This is a genomic window from Marinobacter sp. MMG032 (assembly GCF_040112695.1).
GTDB classification, from domain to species: domain Bacteria; phylum Pseudomonadota; class Gammaproteobacteria; order Pseudomonadales; family Oleiphilaceae; genus Marinobacter; species Marinobacter salsuginis.
On record NZ_CP157802.1, the window covers coordinates 3,202,605 to 3,221,225 of the forward strand.

At 57.8% G+C, this 18,621-nt stretch carries 21 protein-coding genes; 12 read left to right on the forward strand and 9 right to left on the reverse strand.

Annotated features, from left to right (window positions below; translation table 11 throughout):
* Window positions 1-49 precede the first annotated feature (49 nt).
* The 6 genes from ABNF92_RS14635 (at window position 50) to ABNF92_RS14660 (ending at window position 2,422) form a co-directional block, all read left to right on the forward strand.
* Window positions 50-340, forward strand: a complete 291-nt coding sequence (locus ABNF92_RS14635; RefSeq protein ID WP_349342544.1) for a type VI secretion system PAAR protein — start codon at window positions 50-52, stop codon at window positions 338-340.
* Window positions 333-725 (forward strand): hypothetical protein, encoded by a 393-nt coding sequence (locus ABNF92_RS14640; RefSeq protein ID WP_349342545.1) that lies wholly within the window; start codon window positions 333-335, stop codon window positions 723-725. The genes ABNF92_RS14635 and ABNF92_RS14640 overlap by 8 nt, the downstream gene beginning before the upstream one ends.
* Window positions 726-787: 62 nt before the next feature.
* Window positions 788-1,180, forward strand: coding sequence for a hypothetical protein (locus tag ABNF92_RS14645; protein ID WP_349342546.1), 393 nt, complete (start codon window positions 788-790; stop codon window positions 1,178-1,180).
* A gap of 12 nt (window positions 1,181-1,192) precedes the next feature.
* Window positions 1,193-1,576: a hypothetical protein gene (locus ABNF92_RS14650; protein ID WP_349342547.1), complete on the forward strand. Its 384-nt coding sequence runs from the start codon at window positions 1,193-1,195 to the stop codon at window positions 1,574-1,576.
* A 53-nt stretch (window positions 1,577-1,629) separates the two neighbouring features.
* Window positions 1,630-1,908, forward strand: coding sequence for a hypothetical protein (locus ABNF92_RS14655; RefSeq protein ID WP_349342548.1), 279 nt, complete (start codon window positions 1,630-1,632; stop codon window positions 1,906-1,908).
* Window positions 1,898-2,422 (forward strand): DNA-binding protein, encoded by a 525-nt coding sequence (locus ABNF92_RS14660; protein WP_349342549.1) that lies wholly within the window; start codon window positions 1,898-1,900, stop codon window positions 2,420-2,422. The genes ABNF92_RS14655 and ABNF92_RS14660 overlap by 11 nt, the downstream gene beginning before the upstream one ends.
* Window positions 2,423-2,490: 68 nt before the next feature.
* Here the strand turns inward: ABNF92_RS14660 and ABNF92_RS14665 are convergent, their stop codons facing one another.
* The 7 genes from ABNF92_RS14665 to ABNF92_RS14695 form a co-directional block, all read right to left on the reverse strand.
* Window positions 2,491-3,237, reverse strand: coding sequence for an amino acid ABC transporter ATP-binding protein (locus tag ABNF92_RS14665; RefSeq protein ID WP_069184434.1), 747 nt, complete (start codon window positions 3,235-3,237; stop codon window positions 2,491-2,493).
* Window positions 3,238-3,250: 13 nt separating this feature from the next.
* Entirely contained in the window at window positions 3,251-3,922 is a 672-nt protein-coding gene (locus tag ABNF92_RS14670; RefSeq protein WP_069184433.1) for an amino acid ABC transporter permease, read from the reverse strand.
* Window positions 3,923-4,013: 91 nt separating this feature from the next.
* Window positions 4,014-4,772 carry a transporter substrate-binding domain-containing protein gene (locus ABNF92_RS14675; protein ID WP_349342550.1) on the reverse strand — a complete coding sequence of 253 codons (759 nt, stop codon included), beginning with the start codon at window positions 4,770-4,772 and terminating at the stop codon, window positions 4,014-4,016.
* 297 nt (window positions 4,773-5,069) lie between these two features.
* Complete coding sequence (gene metF, locus ABNF92_RS14680; RefSeq protein WP_069184431.1) at window positions 5,070-5,939, reverse strand: methylenetetrahydrofolate reductase [NAD(P)H]; 870 nt, start codon at window positions 5,937-5,939, stop codon at window positions 5,070-5,072.
* Window positions 5,940-5,951: 12 nt separating this feature from the next.
* Complete coding sequence (gene ahcY / locus ABNF92_RS14685; protein WP_069184430.1) at window positions 5,952-7,346, reverse strand: adenosylhomocysteinase; 1,395 nt, start codon at window positions 7,344-7,346, stop codon at window positions 5,952-5,954.
* A 63-nt stretch (window positions 7,347-7,409) separates the two neighbouring features.
* Window positions 7,410-8,600 (reverse strand): methionine adenosyltransferase, encoded by a 1,191-nt coding sequence (gene metK, locus ABNF92_RS14690; protein ID WP_069184429.1) that lies wholly within the window; start codon window positions 8,598-8,600, stop codon window positions 7,410-7,412.
* Window positions 8,601-8,749: 149 nt separating this feature from the next.
* Window positions 8,750-9,751 carry a metalloregulator ArsR/SmtB family transcription factor gene (locus ABNF92_RS14695; RefSeq protein WP_349342551.1) on the reverse strand — a complete coding sequence of 334 codons (1,002 nt, stop codon included), beginning with the start codon at window positions 9,749-9,751 and terminating at the stop codon, window positions 8,750-8,752.
* Between the two features lie 236 nt (window positions 9,752-9,987).
* Here ABNF92_RS14695 and tkt point away from each other — a divergent pair, with 236 nt between their 5' ends.
* The 4 genes from tkt to fba all read left to right on the forward strand — a co-directional run bounded on the left by tkt (window position 9,988) and on the right by fba (window position 15,498).
* The gene (tkt, locus tag ABNF92_RS14700) at window positions 9,988-11,988 is read left to right on the forward strand and encodes a transketolase (RefSeq protein WP_349342552.1); all 2,001 of its coding nucleotides are present in this window, start codon (window positions 9,988-9,990) and stop codon (window positions 11,986-11,988) included.
* The gene (gene gap, locus ABNF92_RS14705; protein WP_349342553.1) at window positions 11,988-13,019 is read left to right on the forward strand and encodes a type I glyceraldehyde-3-phosphate dehydrogenase; all 1,032 of its coding nucleotides are present in this window, start codon (window positions 11,988-11,990) and stop codon (window positions 13,017-13,019) included. The genes tkt and gap overlap by 1 nt, the downstream gene beginning before the upstream one ends.
* 29 nt (window positions 13,020-13,048) lie before the next feature.
* Entirely contained in the window at window positions 13,049-14,209 is a 1,161-nt protein-coding gene (locus ABNF92_RS14710) for a phosphoglycerate kinase (protein ID WP_349342554.1), read from the forward strand.
* A 224-nt stretch (window positions 14,210-14,433) separates the two neighbouring features.
* Window positions 14,434-15,498 (forward strand): class II fructose-bisphosphate aldolase, encoded by a 1,065-nt coding sequence (fba, locus tag ABNF92_RS14715; RefSeq protein ID WP_008175283.1) that lies wholly within the window; start codon window positions 14,434-14,436, stop codon window positions 15,496-15,498.
* Between the two features lie 2 nt (window positions 15,499-15,500).
* Here fba and ABNF92_RS14720 read toward each other — a convergent pair whose 3' ends face one another.
* Complete coding sequence (locus ABNF92_RS14720) at window positions 15,501-16,709, reverse strand: MFS transporter (protein WP_349342555.1); 1,209 nt, start codon at window positions 16,707-16,709, stop codon at window positions 15,501-15,503.
* Window positions 16,710-16,933: 224 nt separating this feature from the next.
* On the opposite strand from ABNF92_RS14720, the gene ABNF92_RS14725 reads away from it, so the two are divergent.
* Both ABNF92_RS14725 and ABNF92_RS14730 read left to right on the forward strand, forming a co-directional pair.
* Window positions 16,934-17,905 carry a DnaJ C-terminal domain-containing protein gene (locus ABNF92_RS14725; protein ID WP_349342556.1) on the forward strand — a complete coding sequence of 324 codons (972 nt, stop codon included), beginning with the start codon at window positions 16,934-16,936 and terminating at the stop codon, window positions 17,903-17,905.
* Window positions 17,906-17,918: 13 nt separating this feature from the next.
* On the forward strand, window positions 17,919-18,263 hold the full coding sequence (locus tag ABNF92_RS14730) for a chaperone modulator CbpM (protein ID WP_222465263.1): 345 nt from the start codon (window positions 17,919-17,921) through the stop codon (window positions 18,261-18,263).
* Between the two features lie 12 nt (window positions 18,264-18,275).
* On the opposite strand, the gene ABNF92_RS14735 is transcribed toward ABNF92_RS14730, so the two are convergent.
* A complete protein-coding gene (locus ABNF92_RS14735; protein WP_104321698.1) occupies window positions 18,276-18,449 on the reverse strand; it encodes a DUF6435 family protein in 174 nt (57 codons plus the stop codon).
* Between the last annotated feature and the right edge of the window lie 172 nt (window positions 18,450-18,621).

Here is an 18,621-nt window from a genome sequence, read left to right on the forward strand (position 1 = left end):
TTCCAGCTAAAGAGCCAGGATGGCTCTGCAAAAACGCAAAGGACGCGACATGAGTAAAGCGATTGTTCTGCTCGGAGACCTCGGCTCCGATCACGAAGGTTTCCCGCCCACCCCGGTGATTGCCGGTTCCCCCGATGTACTGATCGATGGCAAGCCCGTTGCCCGCGTGGGCGATCCGCTGGCACTCCACTCCAAACCCAAGCATCCGCCTCATCCGAGGACCATCACAGGAGGTTCGTCAACTGTCCTGATCAATGGCAGGCCGGCAGCGGTGACAGGCGGTTCGATTTCATGTGGTGGGGTGACTATTGGGTCGGGAACTGTGGTGATTGGTGATTGAGACACTCACAGTTATTTCAGCGTTCTTGGGGATTGCCTCCATGATAGGCGGCATACTGGGAATTCTGTTTACAGTGACAGTGGCGTTTTCGAGAATACGCATGGTAGAAGCCAAGATTGCCGCACCCGGCGCCTACCTGGATATGACAAAAACTCTGTGGGGCGATGGTCCCTGGGGAAGGTGGATTCGTGCGATGAACGTCTGGGCCTTTTTCTTCTACAGGAATCTCCCAGTGATCGGTAGCAAAGTTGCGTCGCGAATGGGTAAAGAGGATGGGGCGACGCCCAGGCATTTAAAGCTGTGGGCGCTTATTCCGGTCACCTTTACTTTTGCATGCGCAATGATATTTGCAATGTCGGCCATTGTTTTGGTTATTGCTGAGTGAAGAGTCGCCTGCTGTAAACAACCCCTTTTCTCTTACACAGCTGAGCTACGAGGCGCGCAACCGTGAGTGAGGAATGGCGAATCTTCGCAGCGTATGTGGTGGCCGGGGGTGTCATTCTGAGCTTGTTGTTCATCTTTGTGATCGTGACCACGGGGTTTCGTTATGCCCAAAAAATAGAGCAACGAGTCGCGACGCATTCTGGCAGTCTTTCCAGTACCAGCCAGATCTGGTCAGAGGCGCTTGTCGGTCGTCTCGTCAGGTGCAGCCATGTCTTCGCGTTTCTTGTTTTCCGTAAATGTTCGTCTCGTTTCTGCCGCAAGCGAGCATCGACGTTGGGCGACCCAGATGTTCCGCTGCCGAGGCTCTGGCAAGCGTGGTGTCTGGTGCCTGTGTTGTCGATGTATGGAGTGCTCGCGGTTGTTCTGCTGGCGGGTATATTTATGCAGCTTGAATAAGAAAACACCGAAATGATTTATACGTTGGCGCATATTGGTTATCTGAGTCTTTTTATTGGATTTATGCCCTTACTAGTTATCTTCACGTTTGGTTTTCGCTATACGGTTTTGATTGAAGCTCGGGTGGCGACTGAGAGAAGGGGTATTTCAACCGCAAGGAACATTTGGCAAGGAAAGATCATTGGGCGATTGATGAGAAGCGGTAATGTATTTGCTTATCTGATCTTCCGAGCGATTCCCTCTCCGTTTTTCCAGCAACGCGCGTCTTTACTAGGCGATCCGGCCGTGCCCTTGCCGCTAAGCTGGCAAGCCTGGGTTATAACGCCAATGCTTCTCATGTATCTGGCCGTCATTACCACCCTGGTCTCCAATTTGGTGATCCAGTCTGTGAGATGAGATACATCAGGGTTGTCACATGACAACCTTGATGTATATTATTAGCACAAGTAATGGCAAGAATGCCCCGCAAGAGACACGCGAACAAAGATATTGAAGAGGCCGTGGCTCACGCCGAATCACACGGCTGGCGGATAGAGATTAGAAAGGGCCACGCCTGGGGGCGGATGTATTGCCCGTTCAATACCAAGGATTGCCGGTGCGGAGAGTTCTGTGTTGCCAGTATCTGGAGTACACCCAAAAACACGCAGAACCACGCAAAGCAGATTCGTCGCATCGTTGATAACTGCACCGGATATCGAAGTGCTGGAGGTAACGACCATGAATCGTGAATATGACTTCACGCTCAAATTTTCAGTTCCAACTGGTCTTGAACAAGAGGCTCTGGAATCCGCGCTGTTCGAGTCGGGGTGCGACGATGCCATCATTGGCCTTGGCCAAAAAGGCCGGCTGGCTTTGAATTTCACTCGCGAGGCGGAGTCAGCAGAAAAAGCCATGCTGAGCGCACTTCAGCAAGTGAAGAAAGCCGTTCCAGAAGCCCAGTTGGTGGAGGCAGGCCCGGACCTTGTTGGTATTTCCGATATGGCCAGCTTGTTGAACTTCTCCCGCCAGAACATGCGTAAACTCATACAAACTCATCTGGCCAGTTTCCCGTTGCCGGTCCATGAGGGCGCGAGTGCGCTATGGCATCTGGTAGATGTGCTGACCTGGTTCTCCGAAACGCAGAGAAGAGCGATCCCGACTGATTTGATGGACGTGGCCGGAGTGAGTATGGGCGTTAATCTCGTGAGGGAGGTGCGTCGGGTTGATCATCAATTACAGGCCCAATTGGATAGCATAGCCTGAAATTCCGTTGCGAGACGGGAAACGTTCAAGGAAAAGCCCCCGAAGCGGGGGCTTATGGCGCGGTTACTTCAGTGCGCAAGAACCCGAGAAAGAAACGCCTGCGTGCGCTCATTCTGCGGGTTGTCGAACACATCGTCCGGTTTGCCCTGTTCCACAATCTGGCCTTCGTGAATGTAGATCACACGGTCGGCTACTTCACGGGCGAAGCCCATTTCGTGAGTCACCACCATCATGGTCATACCTTCCTTGGCCAGCTCGCGCATAACATCCAGCACCTCACCGATCATTTCCGGGTCCAGTGCTGAGGTTGGCTCGTCGAACAGCATCAGGCGCGGTTCCATGGCCAGGGCCCGGGCGATCGCGACCCGCTGCTGCTGGCCGCCGGACAGCTGGCTGGGGTATTTGTCGGCCTGGTTGCCAATGCCCACCCTGTTCAGCAGTCGTTCGGCGGTCGCGTTGGCTACGGTTTGAGACGTGCTCTTCACCTTCTGGGGTGCCAGCATGATGTTCTTCTTGACCGTGAGGTGCGGGAACAGGTTGAACTGCTGGAATACCATGCCCACTTCCTTGCGGATTTCCGCGAGGGATTTTGGGTTGCCACTTTTCGGGGCAAGTGGATGGCCATCCACCTCAAGGGTGCCGGACTCGAACTCCTCAAGACCGTTCACGCAACGGATCAGGGTGGATTTCCCGGAGCCACTGGCACCGATGATTACCACCACTTCGCCTTTTTCGACAGTAAGATCAATATCTTTCAGGACATGCAGTTTGCCGAAGTACTTGTTCATGCCCTTCATTTTTACAATCTGAGTCATGGGTAACGTTCCTTCAGACAGAAGCCAGACCGCGCCGCTCAACGAAGCGGAGAATCAGTGACAATGAGAGGGTGATGGCCAGGTAGAGGATCGCGACCACAAAATACACCTCAAACGCGGTAAAGGTGTTGGCAATATAGATCTGACCCTGGCGTACCAGCTCACCCACGCCAATCACCGAGAACAGCGATGTGTCCTTGATGCTGACAATGGCTTGGTTGCCCAGCGGCGGAATCATCCGGCGGAACGCCTGCGGCCAGACCACAGACCAGAAGGTCTGGGTGCGGGACAGGCCCAGGGAAAGCCCGGCTTCGGTCTGGCCCTTGTCGATGGACTGGACACCACCACGGACCACCTCGGATATATAGGCGCCGGAGTTCAGGGCGATGGCCGCGATGCCGGCCGTCAGGGGATCAATCGGACCGCCGATAAGGTCGGGCAGACCGTAGAAGATGAACAGCACTTGAACCAGGATCGGCGTGCCGCGAAAGATTTCAATGTAGGCGGTTGCCGGCCACCGCAGGAACCACTTCTTGTTGATGCTCAGCAGGCCAAAGACAATGCCCAGAGCAAAACCGATCAGAAGACCGCCAAAAGAAATCAGCAGGGTGTAGGGGATCCCTTTGATCAGAAAAGGGATGGAGTCGATGGCTGCCTGCCAGTCGAACTGAAACTGGAATTCCACAGTGAGAGTCTCCGCAGAGTTTTGGAGTCACGGATTGCCGGGGCAGTGATGCCCCGGCACAGGGAATCAGACCAATGGGGTCCGGGAGGCCTTACTTGCCCTCGGGCATGGGGCCAAACCACTTCTCGTAGATGGTCTTGTAGGTACCATCTTCTTTCATGGCGGCCAGGGCCTCGTTAACGTCATCAACCCACTCACTGCCACTCTTAAGAGCAATACCATACTGCTGGCCTTCATACAGCGGGCCAACGGTTTTCACCTTGCCTTCACCTTTGGTGCGGGCGAAGTAGCCAACGTTCGGCGCATCATAGAAGACAGCATCAATGGAGCGGGACATCAGCGCCATGTACATGTCCGAGCTGCCCGGATAGGGGGTTACGCCGTCATCGGCTTCCAGATTCTTGACCAGGTAGTCGTAACTGGTGCTGCCAATCTTGGTGCCGATTTTCTTGCCTTCGAGGTCATCGAATTCGCTGACATCGCCGTTGCTCTCGCGAACAAGAATGCGCAGACCGGAATCGTAGTACGGGTCTGAGAAGTCGACGATCTCTTCACGTTCTTCGGTAATGGTGATGCCGGCAATGGCAATGTCGACGTTACCGGTTTGCAGGGCAGGGATGATGCCGTTGAAATCCATGGTGTTCAGATCAATCTCGAAACCTGCACGGTCGGCCACCTCGCGGATGATTTCCATGTCGAAACCGATCATCTCGCCGGTTTCCTGATCCATCATTTCAAACGGAACGAAACTGGGGTCAGTGACGACGCGCAGGGTCTCTGCGCTGACGGTTCCTGCGGCAACGGTGAGTGCCAGGCTGGCGCTTACGGTCTTTAGCCACTTCGTGCTCATACATTCTCCTTTTCTTTCTTATGAGGCTCCATTTGCCCGGTAAGGCAAGCCGGACCAATCACTGCTGTTGACTGCGATCTCCGGGGAGCGTTGATGGAACTGCATCACATACACTCTAGACTATTACGCAGATGGGCACAGGAAATCAAATGCTTGGCGGGGAGGTGCGGCTGGCGGGAGTTGTTGGATTACGGTCCTTTGGACCTGATCCAACCTACGGTGAGTGGCTTGAATTTGCGGGAGAAAGGTAAGTCGGATTAGGGCCCACGGGCCGTAATCCGACACCGGTTACGCACATCAGAAAGCAATCTTCTCCCGCTCACTGATGCCCAGGTTCTTCCAGATGCTGATGCTGGGTTCCACCTGGTTCAGGGTATAGAAATGCAAGCCCGGCGCGCCGGCCTTCAGCAGCTTCTCGCACATCTCGGTGACCACTTCCTCACCGAATTTGCGGATGGAATCACTGTCGTCGCCGTAGGCCTCGAGCTGCTTGCGAATCCAGCGGGGAATTTCCGCGCCGCACATGTCGGAGAAGCGAACCAGATTGGAGAAATTGACGATGGGCATGATGCCCGGCACCACCGGAATGGTAACGCCCATCTTCTCCAGACGGTCGATAAAATAGAAGTAGCTGTCTGCGTTGAAGAAGTACTGGGTGATGGCACTGTTGGCGCCAGCCTGAACCTTGCGGGCAAAGTTTTTCAGATCTTCTTCGGCGTTGCGGGCCTGGGGATGAAACTCAGGGTACGCTGCCACTTCCAGGTTGAAGGTGTCGCCGCTGTGCTCGCGGATGAATTCCACCAGCTCGTTGGCGTAGCGCAGCTCACCGGCTGCCCCCATACCAGAGGGCATGTCGCCCCGCAGGGCGACAATCCGGTTGATTCCATGCTCTTTGTAAAGATCCAGCAGCTCGCCGATTTCCTGGCGGGTGCCCCCGACGCAGGAAAGGTGCGGAGCCGTGGAAATGCCCTGGCTATGCAGGTTGAGCACGGTCTCGATGGTGCGGTCCCGGGTGGAACCGCCGGCGCCGAAGGTGACCGAGAAAAAGTCCGGATTCACCTCGGCCAGCTGGTTGCGCACGTTCTGCAGCTTTTCCTTGCCCTGATCGGTCTTGGGCGGGAAAAACTCAAAGCTGAAACGGCGCTTGAACTGTTTCTGGGATTGCATCTGTTTACCCGATCAGTACTTGTAGCTTTCTGGCTTGTACGGGCCTTCGACCGGTACACCGATGTATTTGGCCTGCTCCGGCGTCATCTTGGTGATCACGCCACCAAAGCCTTCCACCATGGCCCGGGCCACTTCCTCGTCCAGGTGCTTGGGCAGAACCTGAACGTACACGCCTTTCTCACGGGCATCTTCCGGCAAGTCGGCGAACTTGCGCTCGAACAGGTACATCTGGGCCAGAACCTGGTTGGCGAAAGAGCCGTCCATGATTCGTGACGGGTGACCGGTGGCGTTACCCAGGTTTACCAGGCGACCTTCGGAGAGCAGGATCAGGTGGTCGTTGGTGGCCTTGTCGCGGTACACAACGTGCACCTGCGGCTTCACCTCGTCCCATTCCCAGTTCTTGCGCATGTAGGCGGTATCGATCTCGTTATCGAAGTGGCCGATGTTGCACACTACGGCTCCGCTCTTCAGCGCCTTGAGCATGTGTGCATCGCACACATTCATGTTGCCGGTGGTGGTGACCAGCAGATCGGTGTTCTGCAGCAGATCACGGTCCACGCCCGCTTCGGTGCCGGTGTTCACGCCGTCGATGTAAGGGGACACCACTTCAAAACCGTCCATGCACGCCTGCATGGCGCAGATCGGATCGGCTTCGGTGACTTTCACAATCATGCCTTCCTGACGCAGAGAGGCGGCAGAGCCCTTGCCCACATCGCCGTAACCGATTACCAGGGCCTTCTTGCCGGAAAGCAGGTGGTCGGTCGCGCGCTTGATGGCGTCGTTCAGGCTGTGACGACAACCGTACTTGTTGTCGTTCTTGGATTTGGTGACCGCGTCGTTCACGTTGATGGCCGGAACCTTCAGGGTGCCTTCGCGCAGCATTTCCTGCAGGCGGTGCACGCCGGTGGTGGTCTCTTCGGTCACGCCGTGGCACTTGGCCAGAATCTCCGGGTATTTTTCATGGAGCAGGGCAGTCAGGTCGCCGCCGTCGTCCAGGATCATATTCGGCTCCCAGCCGTCAACGTCGGCACCCACGGTGCGCTCAAGGCACCAGTCGTACTCTTCGTCGGTCTCGCCTTTCCAGGCAAACACGGGAATGCCCTGCGCAGCGATGGCCGCTGCAGCTTGATCCTGGGTTGAGAAAATATTGCACGAAGACCAGCGCACGTTAGCGCCCAGTTCCACCAGGGTCTCGATCAGCACGGCGGTCTGGATGGTCATGTGGATACAGCCCATGATGTTGGCGCCTTTCAGCGGCTGCTCTGCTTTGTACTTCTCACGGAGCTTGATCAGGGCCGGCATTTCGCCTTCAGCGATGTTGATTTCCTTCCGGCCCCAGCCGGCGAGGGAGATGTCGCGAACCTTGTAGTCGTCAAAGCTGTTCAGTTTTTCTGCGGGAGTGCTCATGGTGTTCTCCTGTCAGTCAGTTTGGCTTGGGCATATGTCTGGTGACATACGCCCCAAATCGGTTTAGATACCAGCAGCATCCTTGAGAGCGGCGGCGCGATCGGTCTTCTCCCATGGGAAGGCAGTAAAGGTCTTGCCACCCACAGTCATCTCGTACGGATCGCGGCCAAAGTGGCCGTAGGCTGCCGTGGCCCGGTACATCGGATGCAGCAGGTCGAGCATGTTGGTGATCGCATACGGGCGCAGGTCGAAGTTCTCGCGCACCAGCTGGATGATCTTGTCATCGCTGATCTTGCCGGTGCCGAAGGTGTTCAGTGAAATTGACGTTGGCTGGGCAACGCCGATGGCATAGGACACCTGGATCTCGCACTTGTCAGCCAGGCCGGCGGCAACAATGTTCTTGGCTACGTAGCGGCCGGCGTAAGCGGCGGAACGGTCGACCTTGGACGGATCCTTGCCGGAGAAGGCTCCACCACCGTGGCGAGCCATACCGCCATAGGTGTCGACGATGATCTTCCGGCCAGTCAGGCCGCAGTCGCCCACCGGGCCGCCGATCACAAACTTGCCGGTCGGGTTGATGTGGAACTGGGTGTCCTTGTGGAGCAGTTCAGCGGGCAGCGCGTGCTTCACGATCAGTTCCATCACCGCTTCTTTCAGGTCTTCCTGGGTCACGTCTTCATCGTGCTGGGTGGACAGAACCACCGCGTCGATACCGGCGACACGGCCATTCTCGTAGCGGCAGGTTACCTGGCTCTTGGCGTCCGGACGCAGCCACGGCAGCAGGCCGCTCTTGCGGGCCTCGGCCTGGCGCTGCACCAGACGGTGGGAGAAGGTGATCGGTGCCGGCATCAGCACGTCGGTTTCGTTGCTGGCGTAGCCGAACATCAGGCCCTGGTCGCCTGCACCCTGGTCTTCCGGCTTCTGGCGGTCAACGCCCTGGGCGATATCCACCGACTGCTTGCCGATAATGTTGATGATGCCGCAGGTGTCGCCGTCGTAGCCCACTTTCGAGGAGGTGTAGCCGATGTCCTTGATCACACCGCGCACCAGGTCTTCCAGGTCGACCCAGGCGCTTGTAGTGATTTCACCGCCAACGATGGCCACACCGGTTTTCACCATGGTTTCGCAGGCAACGCGGGCGTGGGGATCGTCGGTCAGGATGGCGTCCAGCACGGCATCAGAGATCTGGTCTGCCAGTTTGTCCGGGTGGCCTTCAGAGACCGATTCGGAAGTGAAGATATTGTAGTCAGCCATAACGCATGCTCCTCTGTGAGCGATTCAAATTCAGGCCGGTAAGTGGCTTTCTTAAAGCGCTTTCCGGTATCCGGTTTGGTGGTCTGTGTAAGGATACGTAAAACTACGTATCCGTATATCAAAATTTGTTGATATTGCGATTCAGGTCGTCAAATCTGGCCGCTGTGTTTCCAGAATTCGCGAACCTGGATCTGGAAACCGTTTCGCAAGCCGATGAACAGCTGTTCCCCGGCTACCAGGCCAGCGTCCGCTGCCCAGCTTGTCAGCTCTTCCGGCTCGAAACCGAGCCAGAGATCACCGCAGTTTTCTTTTGCCCAGTCCTGGTCGTGACTGCACAGGTCGCTGATCACAAAGCAGCCGCCGTTGTTCATCAGTGCTGCGGCATCCAGGAAGATGTCAGCGGGGCTGGGCACGTGGTGCAGCACCATGTTGGCAACGACCAGATCGAAGGCATCGCCCCGGGCCAGCAGGGTGTCGGTCACACCTTCAATCAGATCAATGTTGTTCAGCCGTTCGTCGATGCAGGTGCGGGTGGCCTTGGCCAGCATGTCCCGGCTGTTATCAAGGGCAACCACGTGTCCGCAAAGCTCTGCCAGAACAGGCAGAAAGGCGCCTTCACCGGGGCCGATTTCCAGGGCCGACTGCCACTGGTGCTTGCGGGACCGCTTGCGGATCATCTCCGCTACCGGCTCCGCATAAAGGTCAAAGGCCGCGATCAGCTCCTGCTGTTCCCGGAACTGCTCTGCATGGCGGGCAAAAAAGGCCTGGGACTGATCGGCACGCTGAGTGCGAATGGCTTCAATCCGTTCCTGCAGGTGCGGCGGCAGCGGCACCCGGTCGACCACCTCAAATATCTGGCGAATGGTCTGGTCGGTTGGCTTGTCGCTGTCCAGGTGCAGCGGGCGGCGATAGAAGATCGCATTGCCTTCGCGCTGTGGCTCCAGCAGACCGGCCTTGTTCATCACTTTCAGGTGGTGGCTCATGCCGGACTGGCGCATATCGAACAGCTGGCTGAGTTCCAGTACCCCGAAGGTATCCCTTCTCAACACACGCAAAATCTCCAGGCGCAAAGGATCCCCGCTCGCTTTGAAGATCGGGGCCAGTGCGTCCACGGAGGACAGGTTATCGGCGTGTGCGTTCATGGATGTCATGGCAACGAAGTGTAGGGTGCTTCGGGTGGTCAATCAATAGGCATATCAAAAAATTTTGATATAGATTTATCGTTCTTTGAAATCAGACCCTTTCGGAAATCCACAGGCAAACAATAGTGAAACAGGCGTATGCCGATTTGCCCCGGCACACACTAATCGGCGAAAATACGCGCCTCATTTTGATCGCCCTTTAATCACTACGAATTCTTTTCCTGCAAAACACTGGAGAAACGTCAATGCCGTCTCGTAAAGATCTCGCCAACGCCATTCGCGCGCTGAGCATGGATGCGGTTCAGAAAGCCAAGTCCGGCCACCCGGGTGCGCCCATGGGTATGGCGGATATCGCCGAGGTTCTGTGGAACGATTACCTGAGCCACAACCCGGCCAACCCTCAGTGGGCCAACCGGGACCGCTTCGTGCTGTCCAACGGTCACGGCTCCATGCTGCAGTATTCCCTGCTGCACCTGAGCGGTTACGACGTTTCCATCGACGACATCAAGAACTTCCGTCAGCTGCACTCCAAGACCCCGGGGCATCCCGAGTACGGCTACACTCCGGGCATTGAAACCACCACCGGCCCCCTCGGTCAGGGCATTGCCAACGCCGTTGGTTTCGCCATTGCCGAAAAGTCTCTGGCAGCGCAGTTCAACCGCCCAGGTCATGAGATCGTTGATCACTACACCTACGCATTCCTCGGCGACGGCTGCCTCATGGAAGGCATCTCCCACGAAGTGGCATCCCTGGCAGGCACCCTCGGCCTCGGCAAACTGGTGTTCTTCTACGACGATAACGGCATCTCCATCGATGGCGAGGTTGAGGGCTGGTTCACCGATAACACCCCGCAGCGTTTCGAGTCCTACGGCTGGCAGGTGATTCCCGCCGTCGATGGCCACGACGCCGACGCCATTCGCGCCGCCATCGAAGCCGCCCGGGCCAACACCGATCAGCCCACCCTGATTTGCTGCAAGACCATCATCGGCTTTGGTTCCCCGAACAAGCAGGGCAAGGAAAGCTGTCACGGTGCTCCCCTGGGTGACGACGAAATCACCCTGACCCGCGAGCAACTGGGCTGGCAGCACGGCCCGTTCGAAATCCCGGCCGACATTGCCAGTGCCTGGAATGCCCGTGAGAAAGGCGCCGCAGCACAGTCCGAGTGGGAGCAGAAGTTCGCGGCCTACGAGAAGGCCGAGCCGGAGCTTGCCGCAGAATTCAAGCGCCGCATGGCCGGCGACCTGCCTGCCGATTTTGCCGAGAAGGCCCAGGCCTACATCCAGGAGTGCCAGGACAAGGCCGAAACCGTGGCTTCCCGCAAGGCTTCCCAGAACACCCTGAATGCCTACGGCCCGCTGCTGCCGGAACTGATGGGCGGCTCTGCCGACCTGGCTGGTTCCAACCTGACCATCTGGTCCGACACCAAGGGCCTTACCAAGGAAGATGCCAGCGGTAACTACATTTACTACGGTGTTCGTGAATTCGGCATGGCCGCCATCATGAACGGCATCGCCCTGCACGGCGGTTTCGTGCCCTACGGCGCTACTTTCCTGATCTTCATGGAATACTGCCGTAACGCCGTGCGCATGGCCGCGCTCATGAAGCAGCGTTCCATCTTCGTGTTCACTCACGATTCCATCGGCCTGGGCGAAGACGGCCCGACACACCAGCCGATCGAGCAGATGGCCAGCCTGCGCACCACGCCCAACATGAGCATGTGGCGTCCGGCTGACACCGTTGAATCTGCGGTGGCCTGGAAAGCCGCACTGGAGCGCAAAGATGGCCCGACGGCCATGGTGTTCTCCCGTCAGGGCCTGCCGGCTCAGGATCGCGACGCCCAGCAACTGGCTGACGTGGCTAAAGGCGCCTACATCCTCTCCGACAGCGAGGGCACTCCGGATCTGATCCTGATTGCCACCGGTTCCGAAGTGGCCCTGGCCCAGGACGCCGCTGCCAAGCTGCGGGAGCAGGGCAAGAAGGTGCGCGTTGTTTCCATGCCGTCCACCGATGTGTTCGACGCCCAGAGCGCTGAGTACAAGCAGCAGGTTCTGCCGCTGGACGTGACCAACCGCATCGCCATCGAAGCCGGCATTGCCGACTACTGGTACAAGTACGTTGGCCTGGACGGTCGCACCATCGGCATGACCACCTTCGGTGAGTCCGCTCCGGCCGGCGAACTGTTCAAGGAATTCGGCTTTACTGTGGACAATGTCCTGGAAGTGGCGGCTGAGCTGCTGGACGCCTGATGACAGACTCTGCGCCTTTTCGTGTCGCCATCAACGGGTACGGCCGAATCGGCCAGTGCGTGTTGCGCGCGCTTTATGAAAACGGCTTTCGCGACCACCTGCAGGTGGTCGCGATTAACGAGTTGTCGGATATCGACACCATTGCCCACCTGACCCGATACGATTCCACCCACGGTCGTTTCCAGGGTGATATTTCGGTATCGGGCCAGGATCTCATGGTCAATGGCGATGCTATTCGCGTGTTGAGTCACGCTGACCCGGCAGAACTGCCCTGGCGTCTGCTGGAAGTCGATCTGGTGCTGGAGTGCTCCGGCGCCTTCTCCGATCGCGTCACGGCCCAGAAACACATCGATTCTGGCGCCAAACAGCTGCTGTTCTCGCAGCCGGCCGAGTCGGATGTAGACCGCACCGTGGTCTACGGTGTGAACCACGCCGATCTCACAGCTGATGATGTGATCGTGGCCGCCGCCTCCTGCACCACCAACTGCCTCGTTCCGGTGATCAAAGTGCTGGATGACGCGTTTGGCGTGGAGCAGGGCAGCACCACAACCATCCACGCCGCCATGAACGACCAGCCAGTCATCGACGCCTACCACCACCAGGATCTGCGGCGCACTCGGAGTGCCCTGCACAACATCGTCCCGGTGGAAACCGGTCTCGCCAAGGGCATCGAGCGGCTGCTGCCCAACATGGAAGGCAAGTTCAGCTCGGTGGCCATGCGGGTGCCGACCATGAACGTGTCCGCCATCGACATGGTGGTGAATGTGCGCAAGAACACCGATGTGGCAGCGGTGAACAACTTGCTAAAAGAGGCCGCCAACGGCCCATTGAAGAGCATACTCGGCTACACCGACGAACTGCTGGCAAGCTCCGATTTCAACCACGACGCCCATTCCGGCGTGGTGGACGGCGGCCAGACCCGGGTAACCGGGGGCACCATGGTGAAAGTACTGTGCTGGTTCGACAATGAGTGGGGGTTCGCGAACCGGATGCTCGATGTCAGCAAAAGCTGGTTAACCAAACATTCTTAATCTGAAATTTTGTTGAAGGGACGAACGTTATGGCCATCAAAAGAATGACCGACCTCAACCTCGCCGGCAAGCGAGTGCTGATCCGCGAAGACCTGAACGTGCCGGTCAAGGACGGCAAAGTCGCCAGCGACGCTCGCATCCGCGCGTCACTGCCGACCATCAAGGCCGCCAAAGACGCCGGCGCCAAAGTCATGCTGATGTCCCACCTGGGCCGCCCGGAAGAAGGCGTGTACGACGAAGCCTCTTCCATGAAGCCTGTCGCCGATCACCTGACCAAAGTCCTCGGTCAGGAAGTCCGCCTGATCAAGGACTATCTGGACGGCGTTGAAGTGGCCGATGGCGAAGTCGTCCTGTTCGAAAACGTCCGCTTCAACAAAGGCGAAAAGAAAGACAACGAAGACCTCGCCAGGAAATACGCGGCCCTGTGCGACGTCTATGTAATGGACGCCTTCGGCACCGCCCATCGCGCCCAGGCCTCCACCCATGGCGTAGCCAAATTCGCCCCCGAAGCCTGCGCCGGCCCCCTGCTGGCGGCGGAACTGGAAGCCCTGGGCAAAGCCCTGGATAACCCGGCCAAACCGGTGGTTGCCATTGTTGGCGGCTCCAAGGTTTCTACCAAACTGGACGTGCTCAACGCCCTGGAGAAAGTTTGCGACTCGATCATCGTCGGCGGCGGCATTGCCAACACCTTCCTGGCGGCCGCTGGTCATCCGGTGGGCAAATCCCTGTGCGAGCACGACCTGATTGACACCGCCAAAGACATCGCCAGCCGCGTTGAAATCCCACTGCCGGTAGACGTGGTTGTTGCCAGCGAATTCGCCGAAACGGCTACGGCAACCGTCAAGAACATCTCCGACGTCAGCGACGACGACATGATCCTCGACGTCGGCCCCGAAACCGCTGGCGAATTCGCCCAGTTGCTGAAAAACGCCAAAACCATCCTGTGGAATGGCCCGGTTGGCGTCTTCGAATTCGACCAGTTCGGCAACGGAACTAAAGCCCTGGCCGAAGCCATCGCCGAAAGCGACGCCTTCTCCCTCGCCGGCGGTGGTGACACCGTCGCCGCCGTTGACAAGTACGGCGTTGCTGACAAAATCTCGTATATCTCCACCGGTGGTGGCGCCTTCCTGGAATTCGTAGAAGGCAAGACACTCCCGGCAGTAGCGGTATTGGAAGAGCGCGGCGAGTAAACAAACAAAAGCGGCTCTGGCGGAAGCTAGCAGAGAGACCAGAATCGCAAGGCAGGTGGAGGATCGCTTCCCGGGACTGTCTGCAGCATGGATGCTGCAGTCAAGCGTACATGGATGTATTTACAGCGTGTCCCGGGAAGCGATCCTCCTCCTGCCGCAGCAGACTCCCAAGCAAGAAACGAACAGAATTCAAACATCCAAAGTCCAAATGAAGGAGACGACCCATGGCCCTGATTTCGATGCGGCAAATGCTGGATCACGCCGCCGAGCATGGTTACGGTGTGCCAGCCTTTAACGTCAACAACCTGGAACAGATGCGCGCCATCATGGAAGCCGCCGACAAAACCGATTCCCCGGTGATTGTCCAGGCCTCCGCCGGTGCTCGTAAGTACGCTGGCGCCCCCTTCCTGCGCCACCTGATCCTGGCGGCCATCGAAGAATTCCCGCATATCCCGGTGGTCATGCACCAGGACCATGGCACCAGCCCCTCCGTGTGCCAGCGCTCCATCCAGCTGGGCTTCAGCTCCGTTATGATGGACGGTTCCCTCGGTGAAGATGGCAAAACCCCCACCGACTACGAATACAACGTTGACGTTACCCGTCGCACCGTTGAAATGGCCCACGCCTGTGGTGTCTCCGTAGAAGGCGAGCTGGGCTGCCTGGGTTCACTGGAAACCGGCCAGGCCGGTGAAGAAGACGGCATCGGTGCCGAAGGCACCCTGGACCACAGCCAGATGCTGACCGACCCGGAAGAAGCCGCCGACTTCGTCAAGAAAACCCACGTTGATGCCCTGGCCATCGCCATCGGCACCAGCCACGGCGCTTACAAGTTTACCCGTCCGCCCACTGGTGACATCCTGGCCATCGACCAGATCAAGGCTATCCATGCTCGCATCCCGGATACCCATCTGGTTATGCACGGCTCCAGCTCCGTGCCCCAGGAATGGCTGAAGATCATCAACGAATACGGTGGTGAGATCCCGGAAACCTACGGTGTACCGGTTGAAGAAATCGTGGAAGGCATCAAGCACGGCGTGCGCAAGGTCAACATCGATACCGACCTGCGCCTGGCCAGTACCGGTGCCGTCCGTCGCTTCCTGGCTGAGAACCCGGCCGAGTTCGACCCGCGCAAATTCCTCAAGGAAACCATGAAGGCCATGACCGACGTGTGCATCGCACGCTACGAAGCCTTCGGTTGTGCCGGCAACGCCAGCAAGATCAAGCCGGTTAACCTCGAGCGCATGTTCGAGCGTTACGCCTCTGGCGAGCTGGACCCCAAGGTCAAGTAAGCTTAAGAGACCGGAACCGAATCGGCCTCCGCATTGCGGGGGCCTTTTCGTTTGTGGCGCCAGGCCGCCAGGAAAATGAAAAGACCGATGGTTGCCGTCGTGGCCCCGACATAGCCTGTCGAAGACCAGCCGAATCCAGCGGTGATAGCCATGCCCGCCAGCCAGGGCCCAAGAGCGTTGGCAACATTGAAGGCAGCGTGGTGAGAGGCGGCTGCCAGGTTCTGGGCGCCGTGCGCCACATCCATCAGATGGGTCTGAAGCGCCGGGCCCAGGGCGCCCATCATGGCGATCAGGAAACAGGCAACCAGCAGTATCGGAAGTGTGCCGGTGGTGGAGGGGAATACCACCAGGATGCAGGCGCTCAACAACAGGATGACGCCGACCGCCCGGAACCCCAGGCGATCGAACAACCAGCCGCCCAGCAGGTTGCCGGTGAAGCCGCCGAGCCCGAACACGGCCAATGCCAGGGGAATCCAGTACTCTTCAACCTGTGTGACTTCCAGCAGTGTCGGTGCCAGGTAGCTGAACACGGCAAACATACCTGAGAAACCAATGGCGCCGATGGCCAGGGCGAACCAGATGCCGGCCCGGTTGAACGCGCGAATCTCGCTGAATGCTCCCTTCCGTTGTTCCTGCGGATCAGTTGGCAACACCGAGATCACCATGGTCAGCGTGAGTACGGAAATGAGCCCCACGAACATGTACACGTAACGCCAGTCCAGAGACTGCCCCATCCAGGCCGCCATGGGGTTGCCCAGCAGCAGCGCCAGGGTCAGCCCCATCATGACGCGGCTGACCGCTTTCGCCCGCTGATGGACTGGCACCAGGGACGCCGCCACCAGGCAGGCGACGCCGAAATACGCCCCGTGAGGCAGGCCGGCGACAAATCGAGCAATCATGACCCCGGTATAGTCCGCCGCCAGAGCACTTGCCAGATTCCCTGCCGCATAAAAGGCCATCAGCCATATCAGCAACTGGCGCCGGAAAAAGCGGGCTCCGATCACTGCCAGCAGCGGGGCACCCACGACAACCCCAAGTGCATAGGCACTGATCAAGTGCCCCACCTGTGGTTCGGTGACACCGAGGTCCTGCGACACATTAGGCATCAGTCCCATGATGGCAAACTCCCCGGTACCGATGGCAAAGCCACCCAGGGCCAATGCGAATTCGATCAGCAAAATCCGGAGTCGTGTGGCTGGTTCGCTACTCAAAAAGCTCTCCCTGGCGCTGGTTTAAAGAGTAAAACCGGTAATTCTCACCTCTACCGGAACGAGATGCCATACGAATTATCACAGTGGGGTGGGTCACAAGCTCTCACGTGTTTGATCTACCGCAACTGCGCAGCACCGGGCGCTTGTAATTTCGCTGCCAGCGTCAACTATAGGTAACAGAGATCAATTGTTGATCACCATGATGATCAGTAACGAGGAGTGCCATGGACTTCAAAGACTATTACGCCGTACTCGGTGTGAGTGAGTCTGCCTCCGCCGAGGAGATTAAAAAGGCCTACCGGAAGCTGGCGCGGAAGTACCATCCGGATGTCAGCAAGGAGGAAGATGCGGACACCAAGTTCAAGGATGTTGGTGAAGCTTACGAAGTACTGAAAGATCCTGAGAAACGGGCGGAATACGACCAGCTGCGCAAATACGGCGCCCGGGCGGATGGCTCCTTCGAGCCACCACCGGGCTGGCAGAGTGCATCCGGCTTCGGTGGCGGTGGTTACACCGAGGCCGACGCCCGCCAGTTCAGCGACTTCTTCGAGGAGATCTTCGGTGGTGGCCGTCGCGGCGGCTATTCCGGTGGCTTCGGTGGTGGCGGTTTCCGCCAGAACGTGAGAATGCGTGGTGAGGACGTGCACGCCAGGATTGCCCTGTTCCTGGAAGAGGCGTTTCACGGCTGTGAAAAACAGGTGTCTTTCGCGGTTCATGAGGCTGATGAGCATGGCCGGGTGATTCCCCGGCAAAAGACCCTGAAAGTGAAGATTCCCGCCGGTATGCGCGAGGGCCAGAACATCCGCCTCAAGGGGCAGGGCTCGCCGGGTATTGGCGGCGGGGAGCCGGGTGATCTGTTCATCGAAGTCGAGTTTGCGCCGCATCCCCATTTTTCCGTGGAGGGCCGCGATGTCATGGTGACTGTGCCGATAGCGCCGTGGGAAGCGGCTCTGGGGGCAACGGTGACGGTGCCGACTGTTGGCTCGAAGGTGAATGTGAAAGTGCCCAAAGGTTCCACCAGTGGCCGTAAGCTTCGGCTCAAAGGCAAGGGCTTTCCGGGCAAACATCCGGGCGATCAGATTGTTATCCTGCAGATCGCCATGCCCGAGAAACACAGCGCCGAAGCTGAGAAGCTCTACGAGCAACTTGCGGAGGCCGAGAAGAACTTCAATCCACGCAGCAAGCTTCACGTGTGAGCGGGAGTAAGGTATGAGCAAGCAAGATCATATTCTGACGGTCGAGGTGCTCGATCAGGATGGCAGCACCTTCACCCTGCGTGAAATCTGCGAGCGCGGCGAGTGCCATGCAGAGTTTGTCATCAAGCTGGTGGACTACGGCATCATTGCCCCGGTTGAGGAGTCACCGGAAGCACGGCAATGGGAGTTCGATGTCGTCGCCCTGAGCCGGTTGCGTAAGGCCCAGAGGCTGCAGCGGGACCTGAAAATGAATCTGCCCGGTCTGGCCATGTCACTGGAGTTGCTCGACGAGGTGGAGGAGATGCGTCGGGAAGTGGGCCGTCTCAATCATCGCATTCGGCAATTGATGGGGGAGTAAACGCTCCCCCGCTTATTTCTTTTCTTCCAGCGCCTGAATCTCGGCGTAGATTTTTTCCGCCTCTTCCATAAGCGTACCGTGAGTTCTCAAATCGCCGTTGCGCTGGGCATCCAGTGCTTTGGCGAGTTTGGCCTCGTATTCCTTCTGCAGTTTTTTCTTCGGATCGCCTTTCAAAAATCCCAGCATGTTGATGACCCTGTTTTGGCTGACTGTTCAGAGGTTTACGCTCTCTGCCCCATAAAGTTCACAAAATTTTCATGATCAAAAACTGGACAGCTAGAAAAAATGGGATTAAATTCCCAAATAATATTTTGGGAAAATAATCCCAATTATGGTTTGGGTGGTTCTCGGTGACTGC

What these genes read in the sequence shown, in the direction of transcription:
- ABNF92_RS14635 (WP_349342544.1), top strand. Translation starts at nt 50, where the DNA reads ATGAGTAAAGCGATTGTTCTGCTCGGAGACCTCGGCTCCGATCACGAA.
- ABNF92_RS14650 (WP_349342547.1), top strand. Translation starts at nt 1,193, where the DNA reads ATGATTTATACGTTGGCGCATATTGGTTATCTGAGTCTTTTTATTGGA.
- ABNF92_RS14655 (WP_349342548.1), top strand. Translation starts at nt 1,630, where the DNA reads ATGGCAAGAATGCCCCGCAAGAGACACGCGAACAAAGATATTGAAGAG.
- ABNF92_RS14660 (WP_349342549.1), top strand. Translation starts at nt 1,898, where the DNA reads ATGAATCGTGAATATGACTTCACGCTCAAATTTTCAGTTCCAACTGGT.
- ABNF92_RS14665 (WP_069184434.1), bottom strand. Translation starts at nt 3,237, where the DNA reads ATGACTCAGATTGTAAAAATGAAGGGCATGAACAAGTACTTCGGCAAA.
- ABNF92_RS14675 (WP_349342550.1), bottom strand. Translation starts at nt 4,772, where the DNA reads ATGAGCACGAAGTGGCTAAAGACCGTAAGCGCCAGCCTGGCACTCACC.
- metF (WP_069184431.1), bottom strand. Translation starts at nt 5,939, where the DNA reads ATGCAATCCCAGAAACAGTTCAAGCGCCGTTTCAGCTTTGAGTTTTTC.
- ahcY (WP_069184430.1), bottom strand. Translation starts at nt 7,346, where the DNA reads ATGAGCACTCCCGCAGAAAAACTGAACAGCTTTGACGACTACAAGGTT.
- metK (WP_069184429.1), bottom strand. Translation starts at nt 8,600, where the DNA reads ATGGCTGACTACAATATCTTCACTTCCGAATCGGTCTCTGAAGGCCAC.
- ABNF92_RS14695 (WP_349342551.1), bottom strand. Translation starts at nt 9,751, where the DNA reads ATGACATCCATGAACGCACACGCCGATAACCTGTCCTCCGTGGACGCA.
- tkt (WP_349342552.1), top strand. Translation starts at nt 9,988, where the DNA reads ATGCCGTCTCGTAAAGATCTCGCCAACGCCATTCGCGCGCTGAGCATG.
- gap (WP_349342553.1), top strand. Translation starts at nt 11,988, where the DNA reads ATGACAGACTCTGCGCCTTTTCGTGTCGCCATCAACGGGTACGGCCGA.
- ABNF92_RS14710 (WP_349342554.1), top strand. Translation starts at nt 13,049, where the DNA reads ATGGCCATCAAAAGAATGACCGACCTCAACCTCGCCGGCAAGCGAGTG.
- fba (WP_008175283.1), top strand. Translation starts at nt 14,434, where the DNA reads ATGGCCCTGATTTCGATGCGGCAAATGCTGGATCACGCCGCCGAGCAT.
- ABNF92_RS14725 (WP_349342556.1), top strand. Translation starts at nt 16,934, where the DNA reads ATGGACTTCAAAGACTATTACGCCGTACTCGGTGTGAGTGAGTCTGCC.
- ABNF92_RS14730 (WP_222465263.1), top strand. Translation starts at nt 17,919, where the DNA reads ATGAGCAAGCAAGATCATATTCTGACGGTCGAGGTGCTCGATCAGGAT.
- ABNF92_RS14735 (WP_104321698.1), bottom strand. Translation starts at nt 18,449, where the DNA reads ATGCTGGGATTTTTGAAAGGCGATCCGAAGAAAAAACTGCAGAAGGAA.